Genomic DNA, 22,942 nt, shown 5'->3' on the forward strand with positions numbered 1-22,942 from the left:
CTTGTCAGGCAACTTTACGACACCAGGAATGTCTTGGGCCGAAAACCGGTGTGCGCAAGTGTTGTCGCCGCACCACACGTCATCTGTCGACATGGGGGTAGACATGAGCAAGGTGCTGCGATTCACGGCAGTGGGACTTCTGGCTGCGGCCGGATTACTCACCGTGGCGGGTTCCAACATTCCGGACTTCGGTCCTCCGCATGCCTCGCCGGCCGCGGCGGTGTCGTCCGAGCACGGCACGACGACCTCCCTGCAGGACGACCAGTGGGGCTGAGGCCTGCCGTTCGGATCATGCCGGCGCCGAAGCGGCGCAACTAGCCACGCTCCTCGGGACACCCGGACGCGCCGGAAGCGGACTGGACCTACCCGGTCCGCTTCTTCGTCCGCCGGCGCCCCGCCCGCAGGCCCCCTCCACACCGAGCGGGGCCTTTCTCTATTCGCCCTCCCGGCTGTGCGGCCCGGCCAGAATGAAAGCCACCTGGGCCCGGGAGCGCGCACCCAGCTTTTTGAATATCCGGCCGAGATGGGTCTCCACCGTTTTCACGCTGATATTCAGCCGGGCGCCGATCTGCTGGTTGGTGAGACCCGGGCCGAGCAACAGCGCTATTTCTCGCTCACGCCCGCTCAAAGCGAAATCACGGACGCTCCCGGTATCATCACCCGCGCCCTGTTCGCCGCGTTCCGCTATTTCCCGCGCCGATACGGTGAGATCGTGTGCGCCGAGCCGGTCGAATTCCGCGGCGGCAAAGCGGGCGTGGGCCGCGGCCGCGGCCGGGTCACCGGAATCCAGGCAGACCCGCGCCAGCCCGAGCGCGAGCCGGCCCGGCAGATGCCCCTGCCCGTGGTGCAGGGCGAGGTCGAACCCGTACCCGAACAGCCGGCGCGCGGCGGCCGCCTCCCCGCCCGCCGCCGCGGCCTCCCCCAGCCAGCCCCACGCCTCCACGTACGGCGCCGCCCTCTCCCGCCCGAGCCCCAGCAGCAGCACCTCGGCCTCCCGCCGGGCCTCTCGCGCCGCTCCGGCCTCCCCGCACCCGGCCCGAGCGGCGGCGACCAGCGCCAGCACGTACCCCCGGCCCGCGCCCGGTCCCCCTCGCTCCAGCCGCCGGGCGACCGCCAGCGCGGCGCCACGCGCGGGACGGCCCGACTCCAGCAGCAGCGCGGTCAGTTCCTCGTCCACGGCCGGGACGGCGAGGCGGTCGTGGCGCGGTACCTCCCGCAGCACCTGCCAGGCCACCCGCCGCAGCCCCAGCAGCCGCAGGGCGCGGGCCCGCCACACGGCGGCCCCGGCCCACAGCAGCGGCCGGGCGGAAGCGGAGGCGTCCGTCGGCCACAGGCGGGCGTACTCGCCGACCGCCTGCGCCGGGCGCCCGCTGAGCACCAGCCCCTGGCACAGCAGCAGCCAGGCGGTTTCCGGGGCGCCGGGCCGCTCCACCACCCGCCGGGCAGCCCGCGCCGCCCGGCCGGGCTGCACGAACACCGTGGCCCGGGCGTACGACTCCAGCGCGTGCGCCTCCCCGGCGGTGGGCACGCCGGACCGCGTCAGCGCGGCCGGCGCCGCGGCCTGCGCCGCGCTGTCCGCCGGGTCCGGGGACGGCGCGCCCGCCAGCAGCCCCCGTACCGCGGGCCGGGCGAAGCGGAACCAGCCCGCCCGGGAGCCGGGCCGCACGATGCCCTCGCCGTACAGCTCGTCCACCGCCCCCAGGACGTCCCCGGCGGCCGGCGGCACCGTCCGCGCCAGCAGGCCGACGCTGAACGGATCCCCGGCCGCGGCGGCCGCCGCCAGGCACCGCCGCGCGAGGGGGGACAGCGCCCGCTGGTCCAGCGCGCCCGCCTCCAGGGGCGAGGGCCCGCGCCGCAGCTCGGCCTCGCTGTACAGCTCCGCCGGCTCCGCGGCCACCAGCGCCCGCACCAGCCCCGGTACGCCCGCGCCGTCCCTGAGCACCAGTTCGCGTCGCCACGGCGGCAGCCCGGGAGGCAGCAGGCCCTCCGCCTCGGCCCGCGTCAGCGGCGACAGCCCGACATGGCGTACGCCGTCGTCGCCGTGGGCGAGCGCGGCCAGCCGCCGGGCCCCCGGCCCCCCACCGCGGTGCACCAGCACGGTCAGCACCGGCGCGCCCGGCGGCCGCCGCAGCAACTGCTCGACGAACTCCACCACCTCCGGCCCCGCGCGGTGGGCGTCGTCCAGCACGAGCAGCAGGCCCCGCCGCCCGGCCAGCAGCTCCGTCAGGGCCCGCAGGGCCCGCGCCACGGCGTACCCGTCGAGGTCCGCCCGCGCGCCGCCGCCGACGCCCGCGGCGCCGCCCGGCGGCCCCGCGCCGCCGCCGCGCAACGCCGGGAACACGTGCGCCAGCAGGCGCACCCGCGCGTCCCCGAGCCCCCGCGACAGCTCGGCCGCGGCCGGCGCGAGCAGGTCGTCGAGCGCGTCGACCAGGACGTGGAAGGGCGGCGCGGCGTCGCCGCCGTCGGCCGCGCGCCCCCAGGCGACGGTCCACTCCCCGCGCTCCGCGGCCCGGGCCAGCCGCCGGGCGAGCCGGGTCTTGCCGACCCACGGTTCCCCGGAGATCCGCACCACCCCGGACCGGGTCCGAGCCTCCGCCAACTCCCTTACCAGCAAGGCGAGTTCGTGGTCGCGCGCGGCCGCACGGGCACTCCGGTCCGGCTGTCCGGTCTGCCCCTGCGGCACGGGTCCTCCTCGGTCGCACCTCGGTCGCTGCGGCTGCGGCGCAGCCTCGCCCATCCGCCCGCCCGCTCCAAGCACCCCCCGCTGGCCGCTGGCTGCATGGCAGGAAGTGCAGGTCGGAGGAGGTGCCGGCCGACGGGAGCGGGGCCCGGCCGGGGCGCGTCCGGCGGGGAATTCGGGACCCGCGGCGAACCCCCGGGAGGTCGCAAAGCCTGGGTAAGTCATGGGTAAAGCAGGCGCAATCCACCGGACGGCGGACCTGCATTCCCCTTCCCGCTCGATGATCGCTCAAGTCCGCCTCGAGTGTTCCTCAAGTGTTCCTCGAGTCGGCCTCGAGTCCCGCTCGAGTGTGACTCGAGTCTCGCTTAGGCAGGACCCAACTCCCGCACCGGGTAAGCCGGACCGAGATCGGCCGAACGGTTCCCGACAAGCGGCCGGGACCCGCTGCCAGGGAAATCCCCGACTGGCGTTCGGCCGCGCGGTCGCCATGCTCGGGAGTCGTTCTTCGGCCGTATCGCCATCTGTAGGGAGAAACAGACGTGTCCGGTGCCCCCCGCTTGCGGATTCGGGTCGGTTATGCCTGCGGCTCCGCGGTGACCGGCGTGTTCACGACCCTGCCGGGGCTGCTCCTGCTGCCGTACCTCACCGACACCCTCGGGGCGCCCGCCGCGGCCGCCGGCGCGGCCGTACTGCTGCCCAAGGCGTGGGACGTCGTGGTCACCCCGTGGGCGGGCCGCCTCGGCGACCGCGTCCGCCGCCCCGGCAGCCGCCGCGCCCACCTCACCGCCGGCGGCACGGCGACGGCCCTGGCCTTCGCCCTGACCTTCGCCGGCGTCGCGCACGGCACCGCCGGCACCCTGTGGGCCGCCCTGTGCTTCACCCTGGCCGCCACGGCGTTCGCCTTCTTCCACGCCTCCTACGCCGCCCTGCCCGCCGACCTGGCCACCGACCCCGCGTCCCGCACCGCCCTGGTCGCGGCCCGCGTCGCGGGCATCGCCGTCGCCGCCCTCACCGCCGGAGCGGCGGCCCCGGCCCTGGTCACCGCCACCGGCGGCGGACTGCCCGGCTACCGCTGGGCGGGCCTCCTCGGCGCCGCGGTCATCACGGCCGCCACCCTCGCGGTGCGCCGGACCCTCACCGCCCGGGCAGCCGCCCCCGCCCACCCGGCCGGACGTCACCGGCCCCCGCAGCCACCCCCGACCGGCACCGCCCCGCGCGACCCGGTCCGCCCGGTCCCCCGCCCCTGGACGACGCTGCGCGCCACCCCCGGCTTCACCGCCCTGGCCGCCTGCGCCGCCCTCCAGGTCACCGCCACCGGGTGCCTGCTCGCCGGCGGCCCCTACTTCGCCGAACACGCCCTGCACCACGGCGGCATGACCCCGGCCCTGGTCGCCGCCTTCGTACTGCCCAACCTGCTCACCGCCCCCTGGTGGACCCGCCGCCGCACCCGGGCGGGCGCCCGCACCGCCTTCCGGGAGGCCACCCTCGCCTTCGCCGCGGGCTGCCTCCTGCTCGCCGCGACCCCCGCCCTCCCCGCCGCCGCGCCCCTCGCCCTGCTCGTCGCCGGCACCGGCCACGCGGGCCAGCTGCTGCTGCTGTACGCCCTGCTGGCCGACCGGTGCGCCGACGCCGACCGCACCGGGCGCCCCGCCACCACCCTGTCCGGCCTGTTCGGCGCGGCCGAGTCGGTCGGCCTGGCCGTGGGCCCCTTCCTGTACGCCCTCGCCCTGCAGTGCACCGGCTACGTCTCCTCCGGCACCGGCCACGCCGCCCACCAGAGCACCGCGGCCCACGCCGGCGTGGTGGCCGGCATGACCCTGCTGCCGGCCCTGGCCGCACTCGCCGGCCTCGCCCTGCTGCACCGCAGCCCGGAGCCCGCCCCGGCACCGGCCGGCCTGCCGCGGGCCCACACGCAAGTCCCCCTTTAGGCGATGCGCTGACCCTCTCGAGGCCGCGTCCCCGAGCCGGGATCCACCGCGTCGAAAGAGGTCTGTATGAGCGTCACCGAGGAACGGCCCACGGACAGTCCGGTGATCACGGCGACGACGGCGGTCACCCCGCCCGCCCCGGACCACGCCCCGGCGGCCCCGCTCCCCGCCGCGGCGCCACCCCCACCGGCCGCCCAGGACGACGTGCGCCACGCCTCGCTGCGCGAACGCGCTGCCGAGCTGGGCGCCCTGCGCCGCCAGGTCACCCGCGGCCCCAGCGAGAAGGCCACCCAGGTCCAGCACGACAAGGGCAAGCTGACCGCCCGGGAACGGCTCGACCTGCTCTTCGACCCGGGCACCTTCACGGAGGTCGAGGGCCTGCGCCGGCACCGCGCCAGCGGCTTCGGCCTGGAGTACAAGAAGCCCTACACCGACGGCGTCATCACCGGCTGGGGCCTGGTCCACGGCCGTACCGTCTTCGCCTACGCCCACGACTTCCGCATCTTCGGCGGCGCCCTCGGCGAGGCCCACGCGCAGAAGATCCACAAGCTGATGGACCGCGCGGAGGCGGCCGGCGCGCCGCTCGTCGGCCTGTGCGACGGCGCCGGCGCCCGCATCCAGGAGGGGGTCACCGCCCTCGCCGGGTACGGCGGCATCTTCAGCCGCAACGTCCGCAACTCCGGCGTCATCCCGCAGATCTCGGTGATCCTCGGGCCCTGCGCGGGCGGCGCCGCCTACTCCCCGGCGCTCACCGACTTCGTGTTCATGGTCCGCGGCACCTCACAGATGTTCATCACCGGCCCCGACGTCGTCCAGGCGGTCACCGGCGAACACGTCAGCCACGAACACCTCGGCGGCGCCGACAGCCACGCCGCCCTGTCCGGCGTGGCCGGCTTCGCCCACGACGACGAGGCCGAGTGCCTCGAGGACGTCCGCTACCTGCTGTCCCTGCTGCCGTCCAACAACCGCGAACTCGCCCCGGCCGGCGACCTCGACGACCCCGCCGACCGCACCTGCGAACGCCTGCTGGACCTGGTGCCCTCCCGGCCCAACGCCGCCTACGACATCCGGCAGGTCATCGCCGAGATCGCCGACCACGGCGAGTACTTCGAGACGCACTCCCAGTGGGCCACCAACGTGGTCTGCGCCCTGGCCCGGCTCGGCGGCCAGGTGGTCGGCATCGTCGCCAACCAGCCCGCCACCCTGGCCGGCGTCCTCGACATCCACGCCTCCGAGAAGGCGGCCCGCTTCGTACAGTTCTGCGACGCCTTCAGCATCCCGCTGGTCACCCTGGTGGACGTGCCCGGCTTCCTGCCCGGCGTGGAACAGGAGCACGGCGGCGTCATCCGGCACGGCGCCAAGCTGCTGTACGCCTACTGCAACGCCACCGTCCCGCGCGTCTCGCTGATCCTGCGCAAGGCCTACGGCGGCGCCTACATCGTCATGGACTCCAGCTCCATCGGCGCCGACGTCACCCTCGCCTGGCCCTCGAACGAGATCGCCGTGATGGGCGCCGAGGGCGCGGCCAACGTCATCTTCCGCAAGGACATCGCCGTCGCCGAGGACCCGGAGGCGATGCGCGCGCAGAAGATCAAGGAGTACCGGACGGAACTGATGCACCCCTACTACGCGGCCGAACGCGGCCTCGTCGACGACGTGATCGACCCCGTGCACACCCGGGCCCGCCTGATCGACGCGCTGTCCATGCTGCGGGCCAAGCGCACCGCCCTGCCCAGCCGCAAGCACGGGAACCTCCCGCTGTGACCGCCACGCTCCCCGACCCCGCCGAGGAACTCGCCCTGGCCGGCCTGCGGGTGACCCGCGGCATGCCCACCGCCGAGGAGGTGGCCGTCCTCGCCGTCCTCCTCACCGCCCGGCTGCGGGCCCGCGCCCGGCAGCCGGACGAGGACGCGCCCGGGGTGGCCCGGACCGTCTGGCGGCACCCGGGCACCGGCTTCCACCCGCCGGGCGCGTGGGCGTCATGACAGCGGCGCGCACGACCTCCGCGTCACCCACGACGGTGTCGCGCGGGCGCCGGGTCACCCGGGTCCTCGTCGCCAACCGTGGTGAGGTCGCTGTCCGCGTGGCCCGGGCCTGCCGGGACGCCGGGATCGCGAGCGTCCGGGGTCTCACCGCCGACGTCGGTTCCTCCCTCACCGCCGGCGCGTTCATCCGCGAGATCAAGGACTGACAGGAGCCGACAGGTATGCCTCTGGAAACCAAGGACGTTCGTCGTCTGGACCGGGTGATCATCCGGTTCGCGGGGGACTCGGGTGACGGTATGCAGCTCACGGGGGACCGGTTCACCTCGGAGACCGCGGCCTTCGGCAACGATCTGTCGACGCTGCCGAACTTTCCGGCGGAGATCCGTGCTCCCGCGGGGACGCTGCCGGGGGTGTCGTCGTTCCAGCTGCATTTCGCCGATCATGACATTCTCACGCCGGGTGACGCGCCGAATGTGCTGGTGGCGATGAATCCGGCGGCGTTGCGGGCGAACATCGGGGATCTGCCGCGGGGTGCGGAGATCATCGTGAACACGGATGAGTTCACGCGGCGGGCGATGCAGAAGGTGGGGTACGCGGCGAGTCCGCTGGAGGACGGTTCGCTGGAGGGTTACAGCGTGCATCCGGTGCCGTTGACGACGTTGACGGTGGAGGCGCTGCGGGAGTTCGGCCTCAGTCGCAAGGAGGCCGAGCGGAGCAAGAACATGTTCGCGCTGGGTCTGCTGTCGTGGATGTATCACCGGCCGACGGAGGGTACGGAGCGGTTCCTGCGGGCGAAGTTCGCCAGGCGTGCGGACATCGCGGCGGCGAATGTGGCGGCGTTCCGGGCGGGGTGGAACTTTGGGGAGACGACGGAGGATTTCGCGGTCTCCTACGAGATCGCGCCGGCGACGAAGGCGTTCCCGGTGGGGACGTACCGCAACATCTCGGGGAATCTGGCGTTGGCGTACGGGTTGGTGGCGGCGTCGCGGCAGGCGGATCTGCCGTTGTATCTGGGGTCGTATCCGATCACGCCGGCCTCGGACATCCTGCACGAGCTGAGCCGGCACAAGAATTTCGGGGTGCGTACCTTCCAGGCGGAGGACGAGATCGCGGGGATCGGTGCGGCGCTGGGTGCGGCGTTCGGTGGTTCGCTGGCGGTGACGACGACGTCGGGTCCGGGGGTGGCGCTGAAGTCGGAGACGATCGGGCTGGCGGTGTCGCTGGAGCTGCCGTTGCTGGTGGTGGACATCCAGCGGGGTGGTCCGTCGACGGGGCTGCCGACCAAGACGGAGCAGGCGGATCTGCTGCAGGCGATGTTCGGCCGCAACGGTGAGGCACCCGTCCCGGTGGTCGCCCCCAGGACCCCGGCGGACTGTTTCGACGCGGCCCTGGAAGCCGCCCGCATCGCGCTGACCTACCGCACCCCGGTCTTCCTCCTCTCCGACGGCTACCTCGCCAACGGCTCCGAACCCTGGCGCATCCCGGAGGCGGACTCACTCCCGGATCTGCGGGTGCAGTTCGCGTCCGGCCCGAACCACACGCGGGCGGACGGCACCGAGGTGTTCCATCCGTACAAGCGTGATCCGCGGACGCTGGCGCGGCCGTGGGCGGTGCCGGGCACGCCGGGGCTGGAGCACCGGATCGGCGGGATCGAGAAGCAGGACGGCACGGGCAACATCTCCTACGACCCCGCCAACCACGACTTCATGGTCCGCACCCGGCAGGCGAAGATCGACGGCATCGAGGTCGCCGACGTGGAGGTCGACGACCCGGACGAGGCGAACACGCTGGTCCTGGGCTGGGGCTCGACCTACGGCCCGATCACCGCGGCGGTGCGGCGGCTGCGCACGGCCGGGGTCCCCGTCGCCCAGGCCCACCTGCGCCACCTCAACCCCTTCCCCCGCAACCTCGGGGAGGTGCTGTCCCACTACGACAAGGTGGTGATCCCCGAGATGAACCTCGGCCAGCTCGCCACCCTCATCCGCGCGAAGTACCTCGTCGACGCCCACTCCTACACCCAGGTCAACGGCATGCCGTTCAAGGCCGAGCAGCTCACCACCGTGCTGAGGGAGATCACCCATGCCTCTTGAAGCCCTCTCGCTCGTGCCGAAGGCCGAGGCGAAGCAGTCGATGAAGGACTTCAAGTCCGATCAGGAGGTGCGCTGGTGCCCCGGCTGCGGTGACTACGCGATCCTGGCCGCCGTGCAGGGCTTCATGCCCGAGCTGGGCCTGGCGAAGGAGAACATCGTCTTCGTCTCCGGCATCGGCTGCTCCTCCCGCTTCCCCTACTACATGAACACCTACGGGATGCACTCCATCCACGGCCGCGCCCCCGCCATCGCCACCGGCCTGGCCACCTCCCGCCGCGACCTGTCCGTGTGGGTCGTCACCGGCGACGGCGACGCCCTGTCCATCGGCGGCAACCACCTCATCCACGCCCTGCGCCGCAACGTCAACCTCAAGATCCTGCTGTTCAACAACCGCATCTACGGCCTCACCAAGGGCCAGTACAGCCCCACCTCCGAACTCGGCAAGATCACCAAATCCACGCCGATGGGCTCCCTGGACGCCCCCTTCAACCCCGTCTCCCTCGCCCTGGGCGCCGAGGCCTCGTTCGTGGCCCGCACCATCGACTCCGACCGCAAACACCTCACCGAGGTCCTGCGCGCCGCAGCCGCCCACCCCGGCACCGCCCTGGTCGAGATCTACCAGAACTGCAACATCTTCAACGACGGCGCCTTCGACGCCCTCAAGGACACCCAGCGCGCCGAAGAGGCCCTCATCCGCCTCGAACACGGACAGCCCGTCCGCTTCGGCCCCGACCGCACCCGCGGCGTCGTCCGCGACCCCCGCACCGGCGACCTGGAGGTCGTCACCGTCACCCCCGGCAACGAGGCCGACATCCTCGTCCACGACGCCCACCAGCCCTCACCCACCACCGCCTTCGCCCTCTCCCGCCTCGCCGACCCCGACACCCTGCACCACACCCCCATCGGCGTCCTGCGCTCCGTGCGCCGCCCCGTCTACGACACCCTCATGTCCGACCAGCTCGACACCGCAGTCGAACAGCACGGCAAGGGCGACCTCGCCGCGCTCCTCGCCGGCAAGGACACCTGGACCGTCGTCGGCTGACGATGCGCTGCACGCGTTACGACGCCGCCGCCCTGCCCGCCCCGGGCAGCCGCGTGCCCGCCGAACCGCGGCTGTGGCTGATCGACCCGGCGGCCGTGGCGGACACGGCGCAGGTGCTGGACACGGCCGAACGCGCCCGCCTCGCCGGCTTCGCCCGGGAGCGTGAGCGCGCCCGCTTCCGCGCCGCCCACGTCGCGCTGCGCGTGCTGCTCGGCGCCTACCTGGGCGTGCCGCCCCGGGAGGTGCCGCTGACCAGGGCGCCCTGCCCCGCCTGCGGCGGTCCGCACGGCCGCCCGGCTGTCGCCGCGGACCCGGCGCGGCGCCCGGCACCGCACTTCTCCCTGTCGTACGCCGGTGACCTGGCGCTGGCCGCGGTCGCGGCGGCGCCGGTCGGGGTGGACGTCGAGGAGGTGCCGTCGTCCTGGACGGCGGCGGAGGTCGGGCAGCTGCTGCACCCGCGGGAGCGGGCCGAGCTGCTGGCGCTGCCCGGACCCGCGCGCCCCCGGGCGTTCGCCCGCTGCTGGGCCCGCAAGGAGGCCTGTCTGAAGGGCACCGGCCTGGGACTGGCCCACGGCGGCGCCGAACCGTACGTCGGCTGCGGCGCACGGGCCTGCGCCCCGCCCGGCTGGGAGGTGCACGACGTGGCGGCCGGCCCGGGCCGGGCGGCGGCCGTCGCGGTGCGGCGCCCGCCGGGCTGAACGCGCGCCGCGGCGCCCACGTAGATCTCCAGGAGACGCGGGGAAGCGGACCGGACCGGTCGGCGCGCGGACGAGCCCGGCAGTGGGGGAGTCCCGGGTCGGGCGGTGCTTTGCCGGGACCCTAGTCGGCAGGACTGTACTGGCCGTCACGCATGGGCCGCCGGCCCGGAAGGGGGTTGCCGTGACGTCATCGTCCGCACGCGAGACGCTCGCCGCCCTGTACGACGAGGTGGTCCGCAGGAATCCGGCCGAGCCGGAGTTCCATCAGGCCGCCCGGGAGGTCCTGGAGACGCTCGCCCCCGCCCTGGCGGCCCGCCCCGAGCTGGGGGAGGCCGCGCTGGTCGAGCGGCTCTGCGAGCCGGAGCGGCAGCTGCTGTTCCGGGTGCCGTGGCAGGACGACAGCGGCCGGGTGCGGGTCAACCGCGGCTTCCGGGTGGAGTTCAACAGCGCGCTCGGCCCCTACAAGGGCGGCCTGCGCTTCCACCCCAGCGTCAACCTGGGCATCGTGAAGTTCCTCGGCTTCGAGCAGATCTTCAAGAACGCCCTGACGGGCCTGGGCATCGGCGGCGGCAAGGGCGGCAGCGACTTCGACCCGCGGGGCCGGTCGGACGGCGAGGTGATGCGGTTCTGCCAGTCGTTCATGACCGAGCTGTACCGGCACATCGGCGACCGTACGGACGTACCGGCCGGGGACATCGGCGTCGGCGGCCGGGAGATCGGCTACCTGTTCGGCCAGTACCGGCGCATCACCAACCGCTGGGACGCGGGCGTCCTGACCGGCAAGGGCCTGGGCTGGGGCGGCTCGGCGGGGCGGGTCGAGGCGACCGGGTACGGCAATGTGCTGTTCGTCGCGGAGATGCTGCGCCGGCGCGGTGAGGACCTGCCGGGCCAGCAGGTGCTGGTGTCCGGCTCCGGCAACGTGGCCGTCCACACCGTGGAGAAGCTGCACGAGCTGGGGGCGCGGGCGGTGACCGTGTCGGACTCCGACGGCTGTGTCGTCGACGACAAGGGCATCGACGTCGAACTGCTCAAGCAGGTCAAGGAGGTCGAGCGGGGCCGGGTGCGGGACTACGCCGAGCGCCGGGGCGGTTCGGCGGTGTTCGTGCCGGGCGGTTCGGTGTGGCAGGTCCCCGCGGACGTGGCGCTGCCGTCGGCGACGCAGAACGAGCTGGACGCCGCGGACGCGCTGGCCCTGGTGCGGGGCGGGGTGAAGGCGGTGTCGGAAGGCGCCAACATGCCCGTCACCCCGGCGGCCATACAGGTCTTCCGCGACGCCGGGGTGGCGTTCGGCCCCGGCAAGGCGGCCAACGCGGGCGGGGTCGCGGTCAGCGCGCTGGAGATGCGGCAGAACAGCGGCCGCGAGTCCTGGTCCGGCGAGCGGGTGCAGAGCGAACTCGCGGCGGTGATGCGGGACATCCACGACCAGTGCTGGCGCACCGCCGAGCAGTACGGCGCCCCCGGCGACTACGTCACGGGCGCTAACATCGCGGGCTTCGAGCGGGTGGCCGACGCGATGCTGGCCCAGGGAGTCGTGTAGGAGAACCGCCGGCCGGGCCCGGTGAACGAGCGGCCCCGGTGACGGCACCCCGTGCAGGCCGGTGCCGGAGCCCCTTCCCCCGGGGGCGCCGGCACCGGCCTTCTCCTCGTCCGCCGCGGTCAGCGGGCGCCGGCCCGCCGCACGGCGCCGGCCGGGGCCCCGGCGGGAGATCCGGCCGGCTGCCCGGCGCCGCGGCGGCGCAGCACCAGCACCGCCACCGCGCCCGCGGTCAGCACGGCCAGCGGCAGCACGGCGGTGCTGTGCAGGACGGCGACGAACGCGGCGCCGTAGGCCTTGCCTCCGGCCAGCTCCGCGGCCAGCCGGCTCTGCACCAGCGCGCCCACCGCGGCGGCGCCGACGACGGAACCGATCTGGCGGACGGTGTTGTTGATGCCGGAGGCCGCACCGGCCAGCTGCGGCGGCACGTTGCGCATGGCCTCGGTGGACATCGGGGCGATGATGCAGCCGACGCCCAGGCCGGTGGCGAGCGTGGCGGGGACGAAGGCGTACCAGACGGTGGCCGGTCCGGCGGTCAGGGTGATGGCGACGATGCCGGCGGCGTAGCAGAGCAGCCCGGTGAGCAGGACGTACTTGCCGCCGATGCGGTCGGCCAGGCGTCCGGCGAACGGCCCGACACTCATCGACACCAGCGAGGAGGGCGCGAGCACGAGACCGGCCTTGACGGCGCTGAGGTGCAGCACGGACTGCAGGTACAGGTTGAACGGCAGCACCAGCCCGAGCATCGCCACCGACACCAGGCCCACCAGGGCGGTCATCGCGCTGAAGTTGCGGTCCCGCAGCAGCGCGAACGGCACGAGGGGCTCGCGGTCCTGCCGGCGCCGCTGGTGGAGGACGAACCCGGCGCCCAGCGCGACGGCGGCGGCGAGCAGCGCCTGGATGCCCGTGCCCCAGTGGTAGTTCTCGCCCTCCTGGAGGCCGAAGGCGAGGCAGAACAGCGCGGCGGCGGACAGCAGCACGCCGACGAGGTCGAAGCGGTGGGCCCGGCCTGGCCGGATGTCGGGCACCACCAGGAAGGTCAGCACCAGCGCGGCCACGCCGATGGGCACGTTGACCAGGAAGATCCAGCGCCAGTTCGCGGCGGAGACCAGGAAGCCGCCCAGGGTGGGACCGGCGAGGGTGGCGAGACCGGCGACCATGCCCCAGATGCCGAGGGCGGTGCCGCGCCGGTCGGACGGGAAGACGGCGACGATGAGCGTCATGGTCTGCGGGGTGAGCAGGGCGGCGCCCAGGCCCTGCACCACCCGGGCGGCGATCAGCGCGGTGGCGGTGGGGGCGAGCCCGCAGGCGACGCTCGCCAGGGTGAACACCGTCAGGCCGGCGGCGAACAGGGTGCGCGGTCCGTGCAGGTCGCCGAGGCGGCTGGCGGTGATGATCAGCACCGAGAGGGCCAGCGCGTAGCCGCTGACGGTCCACAGGGTCTGGTCGAGGGAGGCGCCGAGGCCGCTCATCATGTCCGGGATCGCGATGTTGACGATCGTCAGGTCCAGCAGGGTCATGAAGAACCCGAGCGAGAGGGTCACCAGGACTGCCCACGGGTTCGCTCGCCACTTGCGCACGACGCTGCTCCTTCACTCCGCCCCGGCAGTGCCCGGGTGCCTGCCACGACAATAACCCATCTTTTTTGATGCATCAAGTCTGATGCATCTCCCGCGATGCATCAGTGGTGATGTAATGTGAGGGCATGAACGGAGTCGAGCTGTTCCTGCTGGGCCGGAGCCTGATGAAGATCGGCGAGGCCGCGATGCCCGAGCCCGAGGACGGCGCCTCCCGCTACGGCGGCAGCGTCCGGTCCGTCCTCATCGTCGCCAGCGACCTCGCCGGCCACCCCGACAGCGCCGTCGGCGAGATCGCCGCCCGCACCGGCCTGCCGCAGAGCGCGGTCTCCACCGCCGTGGCCCGGCTGAAGGAGGCAGGCGCCGTCGTCACCGCCCCCGACCCGGCCGACCGCCGCCGCCTGCTGGTCCGTCAGGCCCCCCACCTCTCCGGCCGGGTCGCGGAGGTCCGCGCCACCAGCATCGACGACGCGCTCGCCGCGGCCCTGGGCGAGGAGGCCGACCCCGAGCAGGTGAAGGAGGTCAAGGCCGCCCTGGAGGTCCTGGCCCGCCATCTCACCCCGCGCGCCTCGGCCCGCGCCCGGGACTGACGCGAGGCCCGGGCGGCCCCCCGCACCCGCAACCTCCGTCCAAACCGCACGCAAGCCTCCGGGGCCACCATCCGCCGTACACCCGTACGCCCGCCCAGAACGGAAACGGAGGCTCCCCCGTCATGCGAGCCATCGGCATTCCCCGCTTCGGCGCCCCCGACGTCCTCACGGTCGTGGACCGTCCCGTGCCGGAGCCCGGCCCGGGTGAGATCCGCGTCAAGGTCACCGCGGCCGCGGTGAACCCGGTCGACGTGGCCCTGCGCGCCGGCCTGTTCGAAGCGGCACTGGCGAACGTCCCCGCCCCCTACGTCCCCGGCGTGGACGTCTCCGGCACGGTCGACGCCGCCGGCCCCGGCTCCCGCTTCGAGCCCGGCCGGCCGGTCATCGCCTTCGTCAACCCGCTGCGCCCGCAGGGCGGGGCCCAGGCCGAGTACGTCGTCGTCCCCGACGCCGACGCCGCCCACCTGCCCGCCGGCCTGGACCCGGTCGACGCCGCCGGCCTGCCGATGAACGCCCTCACCGCCCACCAGGCCCTCACCGGCCTGGACCTCCCGGCGGGCGCCACCATCGCCGTCACCGGTGCCACCGGCGCCCTCGGCGGCTACGTCGTCCAGCTCGCCGCACACCGCGGCCTGCGGGTCATCGCCGGCGCCGGCGACGCCGACCACGACCTGCTGCGCGACCTGGGTGCGATGCCGGTCGGGCGCACGGCCGACGACTACCTCGAAGCGGCCCCGGAAGGCGTGGACGCCCTGGTCGACGCCGCCGTGGTCGGCGCCGCGCTGCTGCCGGTGCTCAAGCCGGACTCCGACTACGTCGAATGCCGCCCGGCCGGCCTCGGCCTGCCTCCCGGCGTCGTCCACCACCAGCTCAACGTCTTCGCCCACCCGGACAAGGGCGGCATCCTCGGCGATCTGGCGGGCCTGGCGGCCAAGGGCATCCTCACCCTCCGTACCGCGTCCCGGCTGGGCCCCGAACAGGCCGCCGAGGCCCACCGCCGCCTCACCGCGGGCGGCCTGCGCGGCCGCCAGCTGATCCTCTTCTGACAGTCTCCCGGCCGCGCACGGGTCCGGGCCCCCGGCGCCCTGGGGCCTGTCGTTCGGATCATGTCGGCGTCGCGGGGCGACAGGCCCTAGTCGACGCCCCGCACGATGTGCGACTCGGCGGCGTCGGGGTCGTGGTCCCGCGCCTCCCACTCCGTCTCCGCCTCCGCCGGTGCCTCCGCGGCGCCGGTCATGTCGTCGGCCATCTCGTCACCTGTCCGCGTCGTGAGGGGCGGCGCCGCGTCCGCCGGTGTGTAGGTGAGCAGCATCTGGTCGAGGTCGTCCGCCACGACCAGCGTCTCCAGGCAGAGCCTGAGCGCCGTCCCGGTCCCGGGGCGGCGCAGGGTCCGCGTGCCGTACGGCCGCCGGCGCACCGCCTGGCTCGACCACAGCCGCCGGAACAGGCCGCTGGCGCGCCCGAGTTCGTCGACCAGCGCGGCCAGGTCCGGGTCGCCCGGATGCCGGGCCGCGTAGGCGCGCAGGGCGCCCACCACCTCCTCGGCGGCCGCGTCGTCGAAACGCGGCGCCCGGCCGGTGTCCTCGGTGCCGCTCGGGGTGAAGACCAGCCTGGCGAAGTTGCGGCCGCCGGGCGGCAGCGCGGCGAAGTCGGTGAGGACCGAGGCCGCCCGCGCGTTCCAGGCCAGCACGTCCAGCCGGCGCCCCAGGACCAGCGCGGGCACCCGGTCGAGCGACTCCAGCAGCCGCAGCAGCCCGGGCCGTACGTACTGCGGCCGGTCACGGCCGGGTGCCGTGCGCGGCGGGCGGCCGACGTGGTGCAGGTACGACCGCTCGTCCGGGTCCAGCCGCAGCGCGTCGGCCACGGCGTCCAGGACGGTCTCGGACACGTTGGGGGTGCGTCCCTGCTCCAGCCGTACGTAGTAGTCGACGCTGATGCCCGCGAGCAGCGCCAGCTCCTCGCGGCGCAGCCCCGGTACGCGCCGCCGGTGCGAGCCCGCGGCCAGACCGAGGTCGGCCGGGCTGAGCGCGGCGCGCCGGCTGCGCAGGAAGTCTCCCAGGTCGGACGCCATTTATCAGGTGCCTAACTATCATCAGGGATCGAATAGCTGTCAGTATCCTACCCCTCCGGGCCGGGTGCATGCGGGCGGGTGCGCCGGACGGCCGGACCTGGGACTGGACCTGGGACTGCCGGTACCAGGACCACGGGACATCGCCCGAAGGGGGCCTGGATACCCGCCCGCCGCCGCGCCCAGGATGGACGCTGCAAGCCACCGCACCGACCGAAGGGAGCCTTCGTGCGCCACACCACGCTCGGCCGCACCGGAATCACGGTCAGCCGTCTGGCCCTGGGCACGATGATGCTCGGGGCCTGGGGCAACCCGGACCACGAGGACGCCGTACGGCTGATCCACACCGCGCTCGACGCGGGCGTCAACTTCATCGACACCGCGGACATGTACTCGGCCGGCGAGTCCGAGCGGATCGTCGGCAAGGCCATCGAGGGCCGCCGCGACGACGTCGTCCTGGCGACCAAGGTGCACTTCCCGATGGGCGAGGACGCCAACCGGCGCGGCAACTCCCGCCGCTGGATCCGCCGGGCCGTCGAGGACAGCCTGCGCCGCCTCGGCACCGACCGCATCGACCTCTACCAGATCCACCGCCCCGACCCGGCCACGGACCTCGACGAGACCCTCTCCGTCCTGTCCGACCTGGTGCGCGAGGGCAAGGTCATGGCCATCGGCAGCTCGGACTTCCCGGCCGAGCAGATCGTCGAGGCCCGCTGGATCGCCGACCGGCGCGCGCACGTGCCCTTCCACACCGAGCAGCCGCCGTACTCCATCTTCATGCGCGGGGTGGAGCGCGGGGTGCTGCCCACCGCCGAGCGCCACGGCATCGGCGTCCTCACCTGGAGCCCGCTGGCCAGCGGCTGGCTGACCGGCCGGTACCGCAGGCAGCAGCCGCTGGAACTGAACGACTTCCGGCAGAACCTCATCTCGCACAAGTTCGACCAGTCCCTGCCGGGCAACGTCCGCAAGTACGAGGTCGTCGAGGAACTGCTGAAGCTGGCCGACGCCGCCGGGCTGTCCCTGACGCACCTGGCGCTGGCGTTCGTCCTCAGCCACCCCGCGGTGGACAGCGCGATCATCGGGCCCCGCACCCAGGAGCAGCTGACGGACCTGCTGGCCGCCGCCGACGTCACGCTGGACGACGCGGTGCTGGACCGCATCGACGAACTGGTCCCGCCGGGCACCGACCTCAACCCCTCGGACGCCGACTACACGCCCCCGCACCTGGCGGACGCGAGCCTGCGCCGGCGCCGCGGCTGAGCCGGCCGGCCGCCGCCACGAGCCCGGGTCCCGCTCCGACCGAAAGGAGGCAGGCATGCCCGAAGAGGAAGCCGAGCCGTCCGCCGCGCTCGCCGGAATCGTCCTGTGCGGCGGCTGCGGCCGGCCGCTGGAGCACCGCCCGTCGCCCTGCGCCCCCGCCGCGCCCGCGGCGGCCACCACGGTGACGGTCACGACGACGGCCGGCGTCTACGCCTGCCCCTCCGGCTGCCGTTCGCCGGTCCCCGCCGAGGTGCTCGAGCGGCGCGTCGGGCGGGCGGTCCTGGAGCGGATGTGGACGCCGGACCGGCTCGCGCGGATGGCCGCGGCCCAGGAGATGCTCGACGACCTGCGGTACGACATGCGCCACCGCGTGCCCGTGTCGCTCAAGCACGCCCTGCGCCAGTGGGAGTACGAGTTCGACCCCGGGACGCGCCGTGACCTGGTGCGGGAGGCGGTGCTGGTCATCGTGCTGTTCCCGGCGGCCCGGCCGGACTCGGGCGAGGAACTCTTCTTCGCCTGGCACCGGGCCGCGCCCGCGCCCGGTGCCGCGCCCGGCGCCGGAGACGGCCCCGCCGTCCGGAGGGCATGATGCCGGCCGTGCTCGCGAAGAATCAGCAGAGGTCATACAGCAATAAGAGATATGCGGGTAACCTGCAGGACATGGTGTCGTCGGTAGAAGAGCGCATGGGCCATCGCATCAAGCGTGTCGAGCAGGAGCTGACCGCTGCCAAGCACGCCGCGTTGCGCCCGTTCAAGATCAATGTCCCGCAGTACAACGTGCTGCTCGCGCTCATGCTCGAGCCGGGGCTGTCCGGGGCCGCACTGGCCCGGCGCGGCATGGTCACCCCGCAGACCATGTCCTCGGTGCTGTCGACGCTGGAGGGGCGCGGCCTGGTCGAACGCCGGCCGCACCCGATCCACAGCCACATCCTCGAGGCCCGCCTCACCCGCACCGGCGGCGCGCTCATCCGGCGCGCCGACGAGGCGGTGGCCCGGGTGGAGGAGGCGCTGGCCGAATGCTTCGGCGAGGGCGAGGCGGCGACCTTCCTGGCGCAGCTCGACCGCTGCTCCAAGGCGCTGTCCGGCTGGAAACCGGCGGAGGGCTGAGCCCGCCCCCCGGGGTCGAGTCAGCCCAAGCCCGCTGACGGTTCCGGGGCCGAGTGGGCCCGGGTCGCACTGACGGGCAGGTTCGCCGACTTGCATGTATAAGATCTCTTATATAATAATGGTATCGAATAGCCATCAGAGATGATCCGCTCTCGAACCCGGAGTTCCCATGTCTGCGAGCACCCCAGGCTCCCCGGAGCACGGCCCGGACGACCTGCACCAGGACCCGGCCTTCGTGCTCCACCGCGGCGGGAAGCTGGCCGTGCGGTCCACCGTCGCGGTGGACGACGCCGAGCAGCTCTCCCTCGCCTACACCCCCGGTGTCGCCCGGGTCTGCACGGCCATCGCCGAGCGGCCCGAACTGGCCGACCTGTACACCTGGCGCTCGCACACGGTCGCCGTGGTCTCCGACGGCACCGCCGTGCTCGGCCTCGGCGACATCGGCCCGGCCGCCGCCCTGCCGGTGATGGAGGGCAAGGCGCTGCTGTTCAAGGAGTTCGCCGGCGTCGACGCCGTACCGCTCTGCCTGGCCACCACCGACGTCGACGAGCTGGTGGACACCGTCGTCCGGCTGGCCCCCAGCTTCGGCGGCATCAACCTCGAGGACATCAGCGCCCCCCGCTGCTTCGAGATCGAGGACCGGCTGGGGGCCGCGCTGGACATTCCGGTGTTCCACGACGACCAGCACGGCACCGCCGTCGTCGTCCTGGCCGCCCTGCGCAACGCGGCCCGGCTGACGGGGCGTTCGCTCGGCGACCTGCGGGCGGTGGTGGCCGGAGCGGGCGCCTCCGGTCTCGCGGTCAGCCGGATCCTGCTGGAGGCCGGCATCGGGGACCTGGCCGTCGCCGACAGCAAGGGCATGCTGTACGCCGGCCGCGAGGGCCTCAACCCCTACAAGGCGGCGCTCGCCCGGCGGAGCAACCGCGCCGGGCACACCGGCTCGGTGGAGGAGGCGCTGCACGGCGCGGACGTCTTCATCGGCCTGTCCGGGGCCACCCTCGACGAGCGGGCCCTGGCCGGGATGGCCCAGGACGCCATCGTCTTCGCCCTCTCCAACCCCACCCCCGAGGTCGACCCGGCGGTCGCCGCGCGGCACGCGCGCGTGGTGGCCACCGGGCGCAGCGACCACCCGAACCAGATCAACAACGTGCTGGCGTTCCCGGGCATCTTCCGCGGCGCGCTGGACGTGCGGGCCTCCACCGTCACCGAGGGCATGAAGCTGGCCGCCGCCGACGCCATAGCCGCCGTCGTCGGCGACGACCTGCGGCCCGGCCTCGTCGTGCCCAGCCCCTTCGACCCCCGCGTCGCCCCGGCCGTGGCGGCGGCCGTCGCCGAGGCGGCCCGCCGCGACGGCGTCGCCCGCGCCTGACCCGCGCCGCGCCAAGCGGCGAGCGGCCCGATGAGCCATCCGACCGAGCGCACCCGAGAAGCGCGCGGAACAGATGAACCACAAGAACCAGAAGAACCAGAAGAAGAGGACTGCGACTCCATGACTCTGCCCACCACCCAGCTCGGCACGAGCGGGCTGTCCATCACGCGCACCGGGTTCGGTGCCTGGGCCATCGGCGGCGGCGGCTGGTTCTACGCCTGGGGCGCCCAGGACGACGCCGCCTCCGTGGCCGCCATCCGGCACGCGATCGAGGCCGGCATCAACTGGATCGACACGGCCGCCGTCTACGGCCTGGGCCACTCCGAGGAGGTCATCGCCAAGGCCGTCGCCGACTTCCCCGAGGCCGACCGCCCGTACGTGTTCACCAAGTGCGGCCTGGTCTGGGACGAGAACGACCCGAGCGCGGCCCCGCGCAACTCCATGCGGCCCGAGAGCGTCCGCCGCGAGGTCGAGGGCTCCCTGCGCCGCCTGAACACCGAGAGCATCGACCTGTACCAGGTGCACTGGCCCGACACCGGCGGCGGTGCCCTCGACTACAACGACCCGCAGAGCGCCGGCGCCGGTGCCGGCGCCACGCCGCTGGAGGAGTACTGGCAGGTCATGGCCGACCTGAAGGCCGAGGGCAAGGTCCGCGCCATCGGTCTGTCCAACCACTCGCCCGAGCAGCTCGCCGCCGCCGAGCGGATCGCCCACGTGGACGTCGTCCAGCCGCCGTTCTCCGCCGTCAACCGCGGGGCCGCCGACCTGGTCGCGCGGGCGCGGGCGGCGGGCACGGGTGTCATCGTGTACTCGCCCCAGCAGTCCGGCCTGCTGACCGGCGCGTTCTCCAAGGAGCGCGCGGCCGCCCTGCCGGACGACGACTGGCGCAAGACCCACCCCGACTTCACCACCGGCCTGGACGCCAACCTCGCCCTCGCCGCCGCCCTGGCCCCGGTGGCCGAGCGGCACGGCGTCTCCACCGGTGCCGTCGCCGTCGCCTGGGCGCTCGCCTGGCCCGGCGTGGACGGCGCGATCGTCGGCGCCCGGTCGCCGCAGCAGGTGGACGGCTGGCTCCCGGCCGCCGGCCTGGAGCTGACCGGCGCGGACCTCGCCGAGATCCGCGCGGCCATCGAGGCCACCGGCGCGGGCGAGGGCCCGGTCACCGCCTGAGCGGGGCCCGCGCCCCGCACAGCCACCCGCACACCCCAGGGGGACCGGTCCGGTGACCGGTCCCCCTGTCCGCTCCAGCCACCGACCAGAAGTGAGGTTCCCCGTGTACACCGTCGCCGTCGCCTTCACCGTCCCCGCCGACCGGCGTGCCGAGTTCGTCGCCGCCGCGCTGGAGGACGGGCGGCGCTCGCTCGCCGACGAGCCCGGCACCCGCGCCTTCGACCTGATCGCCGACGCCTCGGACCCCGGCCGGTTCTACCTGTACGAGGCCTACGACGACGAGGCCGCGTTCGACCGGCACTGCGCGGGCGAGCACTTCGCCCGGTTCTTCGAGGCCGTCGGCAGCTGGGCGGAGGGCCCCGCCTGGCTGCTGCGCGGCACCCGGGTCACCGATCCCGCCGTGGTCTGAGCCGGCCTCAGGAGCCGGGAGGAGAGACGACAGCCGGAAGGGGGCGGCGGGCCCGGGCCCGCCGCCCCCTTCCGGCTGTCGTTCCCCGGCTGTCCGGGGTCGCCTCAGCCCGCCAGCTGGGCCAGCAGGACGCCGTTGACGACCAGGGCGGCCGCCGCCACCGCCGACGCCGCCACCGTGGTGGCGCGGTGGTTGGCGGCCGCGCCCATCAGGGAGCGGCGGCGGGTGAGCACGATGAGCGGGACCAGCGCGAACGGGATGCCCAGCGACAGGCCCACCTGGGAGAGCACCAGCAGTTGCGTGGTGCCGGCCCCCGCGGCCGGCAGGAGCACCGCCGGGGCCAGCGCCGCCGTCCGGCGCACCCACGGCGGCACGCGCCGGTGCAGGAGGTCCTTCATGGCGATGTCCCCGGCGTGCGTGCCGACCGCCGTGGAGGCCAGCCCGGACGCCAGCAGGGCGAGGGCCAGGGCCAGGGCGGGGAGGCCGCCGAGCAGCCGTCCCACCGCGCCGTGGATCTGCTCCAGTTCCTGGGAACCGCCGCGCGGCAGGGCCGCCGCCGTGATCAGCAGGGAGGCGTTGACGGCCCCGGCGACCAGCATCGCGAGGACCACCGCCCGCCGGTGCGCCGCCAGCAGCCCCGGCACACGGCCCGGGGTGACCCGCGGCGCGGTGCCGGCCCCGCCGCCCGGTCGCGCGCTGTCCCGGCTCAGCGCCGAGTGGACGTACACCGCGTGCGGCATGACGGTCGCGCCGAAGACGCCGGAGGCGAGCAGCAGGGCGTGGTGGTCCAGCGGTGCCGGGCGCAGCCCCGAGGCGATGCCGGTGGCGGAGGGCCCGGCGGCCAGCATGCAGCCGATGAAACCGCAGGCGACCAGCGCCAGCGCGGCGGTGATCGCGACGGCGAACGCGTTGCCGCCCCGGGCCGCCCGCAGCCGTACCAGGAGGGCGGCGGCCGCGGCGGTGGTGACGGCGCCGAGCCACAGGGGCAGGCCGAACAACAGCCGCAGCGCGACCGCTCCGCCGACCACCTCGGCGACGTCGGTGGCGGCCGCGACCAGTTCGGCCTGGACCCAGTAGGCGAGGCGGGCGGGCCGGCCCAGCGCGGCGCCGACGGACTCGGTGAGGGAGCGCCCGGTGCAGGCGCCGAGCTTGGCCGACAGGTACTGGATGACCCCGGCGGCCGCCCCGGCGGCGACGACCACCCACAGCAGGGCGTAGCCGTAGCCGGCACCGGCGCTGAAGTTGATCGCGACGTTTCCCGGATCGACGTAGGCGACGGCGGTGACCAGGGCCGGGCCGAGGCCCACCGCCGCGCCGCGCGCCGCGCGCACGGTCGCTCGGGCGGGGTTCGGCGGGGCAAGGACGTCGGACACGGCAACCCTCCCACGTTCATCAACGGATCAACCAAAGACTTACATGTATCAGATCTCTTATG

Annotated in this window: 21 protein-coding genes; 17 read left to right on the forward strand and 4 right to left on the reverse strand. The window is 74.3% G+C overall.

Going from position 1 to position 22,942, the window contains the following annotated elements:
* The first annotated feature begins 103 nt into the window (after nucleotides 1-103).
* Complete coding sequence (locus ACZ6CZ_RS31880; RefSeq protein WP_469028153.1) at nucleotides 104-274, forward strand: hypothetical protein; 171 nt, start codon at nucleotides 104-106, stop codon at nucleotides 272-274.
* A 159-nt stretch (nucleotides 275-433) separates the two neighbouring features.
* Here the strand turns inward: ACZ6CZ_RS31880 and ACZ6CZ_RS31885 are convergent, their stop codons facing one another.
* Nucleotides 434-2,683, reverse strand: coding sequence for a helix-turn-helix transcriptional regulator (locus ACZ6CZ_RS31885; RefSeq protein ID WP_469028156.1), 2,250 nt, complete (start codon nucleotides 2,681-2,683; stop codon nucleotides 434-436).
* A gap of 536 nt (nucleotides 2,684-3,219) precedes the next feature.
* On the opposite strand from ACZ6CZ_RS31885, the gene ACZ6CZ_RS31890 reads away from it, so the two are divergent.
* From ACZ6CZ_RS31890 to gdhA, 8 genes are all read left to right on the forward strand, one after another.
* Entirely contained in the window at nucleotides 3,220-4,608 is a 1,389-nt protein-coding gene (locus ACZ6CZ_RS31890; protein ID WP_469028158.1) for an MFS transporter, read from the forward strand.
* A 66-nt stretch (nucleotides 4,609-4,674) separates the two neighbouring features.
* Nucleotides 4,675-6,372, forward strand: coding sequence for an acyl-CoA carboxylase subunit beta (locus ACZ6CZ_RS31895; RefSeq protein ID WP_469028161.1), 1,698 nt, complete (start codon nucleotides 4,675-4,677; stop codon nucleotides 6,370-6,372).
* Complete coding sequence (locus ACZ6CZ_RS31900; RefSeq protein WP_469028163.1) at nucleotides 6,369-6,593, forward strand: acyl-CoA carboxylase subunit epsilon; 225 nt, start codon at nucleotides 6,369-6,371, stop codon at nucleotides 6,591-6,593. The genes ACZ6CZ_RS31895 and ACZ6CZ_RS31900 overlap by 4 nt, the downstream gene beginning before the upstream one ends.
* Entirely contained in the window at nucleotides 6,590-6,799 is a 210-nt protein-coding gene (locus ACZ6CZ_RS31905; RefSeq protein WP_469028165.1) for a biotin carboxylase N-terminal domain-containing protein, read from the forward strand. The genes ACZ6CZ_RS31900 and ACZ6CZ_RS31905 overlap by 4 nt, the downstream gene beginning before the upstream one ends.
* A 15-nt stretch (nucleotides 6,800-6,814) precedes the next feature.
* Entirely contained in the window at nucleotides 6,815-8,683 is a 1,869-nt protein-coding gene (locus ACZ6CZ_RS31910) for a 2-oxoacid:acceptor oxidoreductase subunit alpha (RefSeq protein WP_469028168.1), read from the forward strand.
* Nucleotides 8,673-9,725 (forward strand): 2-oxoacid:ferredoxin oxidoreductase subunit beta, encoded by a 1,053-nt coding sequence (locus tag ACZ6CZ_RS31915; protein WP_469028170.1) that lies wholly within the window; start codon nucleotides 8,673-8,675, stop codon nucleotides 9,723-9,725. The genes ACZ6CZ_RS31910 and ACZ6CZ_RS31915 overlap by 11 nt, the downstream gene beginning before the upstream one ends.
* 2 nt (nucleotides 9,726-9,727) lie before the next feature.
* A complete protein-coding gene (locus ACZ6CZ_RS31920) occupies nucleotides 9,728-10,423 on the forward strand; it encodes a 4'-phosphopantetheinyl transferase family protein (protein WP_469028172.1) in 696 nt (231 codons plus the stop codon).
* 181 nt (nucleotides 10,424-10,604) lie between these two features.
* Entirely contained in the window at nucleotides 10,605-11,960 is a 1,356-nt protein-coding gene (gdhA, locus tag ACZ6CZ_RS31925; protein ID WP_469028175.1) for an NADP-specific glutamate dehydrogenase, read from the forward strand.
* A gap of 119 nt (nucleotides 11,961-12,079) precedes the next feature.
* Here the strand turns inward: gdhA and ACZ6CZ_RS31930 are convergent, their stop codons facing one another.
* Nucleotides 12,080-13,537: a DHA2 family efflux MFS transporter permease subunit gene (locus ACZ6CZ_RS31930; RefSeq protein WP_469028177.1), complete on the reverse strand. Its 1,458-nt coding sequence runs from the start codon at nucleotides 13,535-13,537 to the stop codon at nucleotides 12,080-12,082.
* Between the two features lie 125 nt (nucleotides 13,538-13,662).
* Between ACZ6CZ_RS31930 and ACZ6CZ_RS31935 the strand changes: the two genes are divergently transcribed.
* A complete protein-coding gene (locus ACZ6CZ_RS31935; RefSeq protein ID WP_469028179.1) occupies nucleotides 13,663-14,124 on the forward strand; it encodes a MarR family transcriptional regulator in 462 nt (153 codons plus the stop codon).
* 122 nt (nucleotides 14,125-14,246) lie between these two features.
* The gene (locus ACZ6CZ_RS31940) at nucleotides 14,247-15,170 is read left to right on the forward strand and encodes an NADP-dependent oxidoreductase (protein ID WP_469028182.1); all 924 of its coding nucleotides are present in this window, start codon (nucleotides 14,247-14,249) and stop codon (nucleotides 15,168-15,170) included.
* Nucleotides 15,171-15,256: 86 nt separating this feature from the next.
* Here the strand turns inward: ACZ6CZ_RS31940 and ACZ6CZ_RS31945 are convergent, their stop codons facing one another.
* Entirely contained in the window at nucleotides 15,257-16,195 is a 939-nt protein-coding gene (locus tag ACZ6CZ_RS31945) for a helix-turn-helix domain-containing protein (RefSeq protein WP_469028183.1), read from the reverse strand.
* Between the two features lie 225 nt (nucleotides 16,196-16,420).
* Between ACZ6CZ_RS31945 and ACZ6CZ_RS31950 the strand changes: the two genes are divergently transcribed.
* The 6 genes from ACZ6CZ_RS31950 to ACZ6CZ_RS31975 all read left to right on the forward strand — a co-directional run bounded on the left by ACZ6CZ_RS31950 (nucleotide 16,421) and on the right by ACZ6CZ_RS31975 (nucleotide 21,507).
* On the forward strand, nucleotides 16,421-17,452 hold the full coding sequence (locus ACZ6CZ_RS31950) for an aldo/keto reductase (protein ID WP_469028186.1): 1,032 nt from the start codon (nucleotides 16,421-16,423) through the stop codon (nucleotides 17,450-17,452).
* A 55-nt stretch (nucleotides 17,453-17,507) separates the two neighbouring features.
* Entirely contained in the window at nucleotides 17,508-18,041 is a 534-nt protein-coding gene (locus tag ACZ6CZ_RS31955) for a hypothetical protein (protein WP_469028189.1), read from the forward strand.
* An 8-nt stretch (nucleotides 18,042-18,049) separates the two neighbouring features.
* Nucleotides 18,050-18,559: a MarR family winged helix-turn-helix transcriptional regulator gene (locus ACZ6CZ_RS31960; protein ID WP_469028191.1), complete on the forward strand. Its 510-nt coding sequence runs from the start codon at nucleotides 18,050-18,052 to the stop codon at nucleotides 18,557-18,559.
* A 169-nt stretch (nucleotides 18,560-18,728) separates the two neighbouring features.
* On the forward strand, nucleotides 18,729-19,928 hold the full coding sequence (locus tag ACZ6CZ_RS31965; protein WP_469028194.1) for an NAD(P)-dependent malic enzyme: 1,200 nt from the start codon (nucleotides 18,729-18,731) through the stop codon (nucleotides 19,926-19,928).
* Between the two features lie 120 nt (nucleotides 19,929-20,048).
* A complete protein-coding gene (locus tag ACZ6CZ_RS31970) occupies nucleotides 20,049-21,098 on the forward strand; it encodes an aldo/keto reductase (RefSeq protein WP_469028196.1) in 1,050 nt (349 codons plus the stop codon).
* A gap of 103 nt (nucleotides 21,099-21,201) precedes the next feature.
* Nucleotides 21,202-21,507: a putative quinol monooxygenase gene (locus ACZ6CZ_RS31975; RefSeq protein WP_469028199.1), complete on the forward strand. Its 306-nt coding sequence runs from the start codon at nucleotides 21,202-21,204 to the stop codon at nucleotides 21,505-21,507.
* Between the two features lie 104 nt (nucleotides 21,508-21,611).
* Here the strand turns inward: ACZ6CZ_RS31975 and ACZ6CZ_RS31980 are convergent, their stop codons facing one another.
* Nucleotides 21,612-22,880, reverse strand: coding sequence for an Nramp family divalent metal transporter (locus ACZ6CZ_RS31980; RefSeq protein ID WP_469028201.1), 1,269 nt, complete (start codon nucleotides 22,878-22,880; stop codon nucleotides 21,612-21,614).
* Between the last annotated feature and the right edge of the window lie 62 nt (nucleotides 22,881-22,942).

This window comes from Streptomyces sp. NPDC041135 (assembly GCF_055592085.1).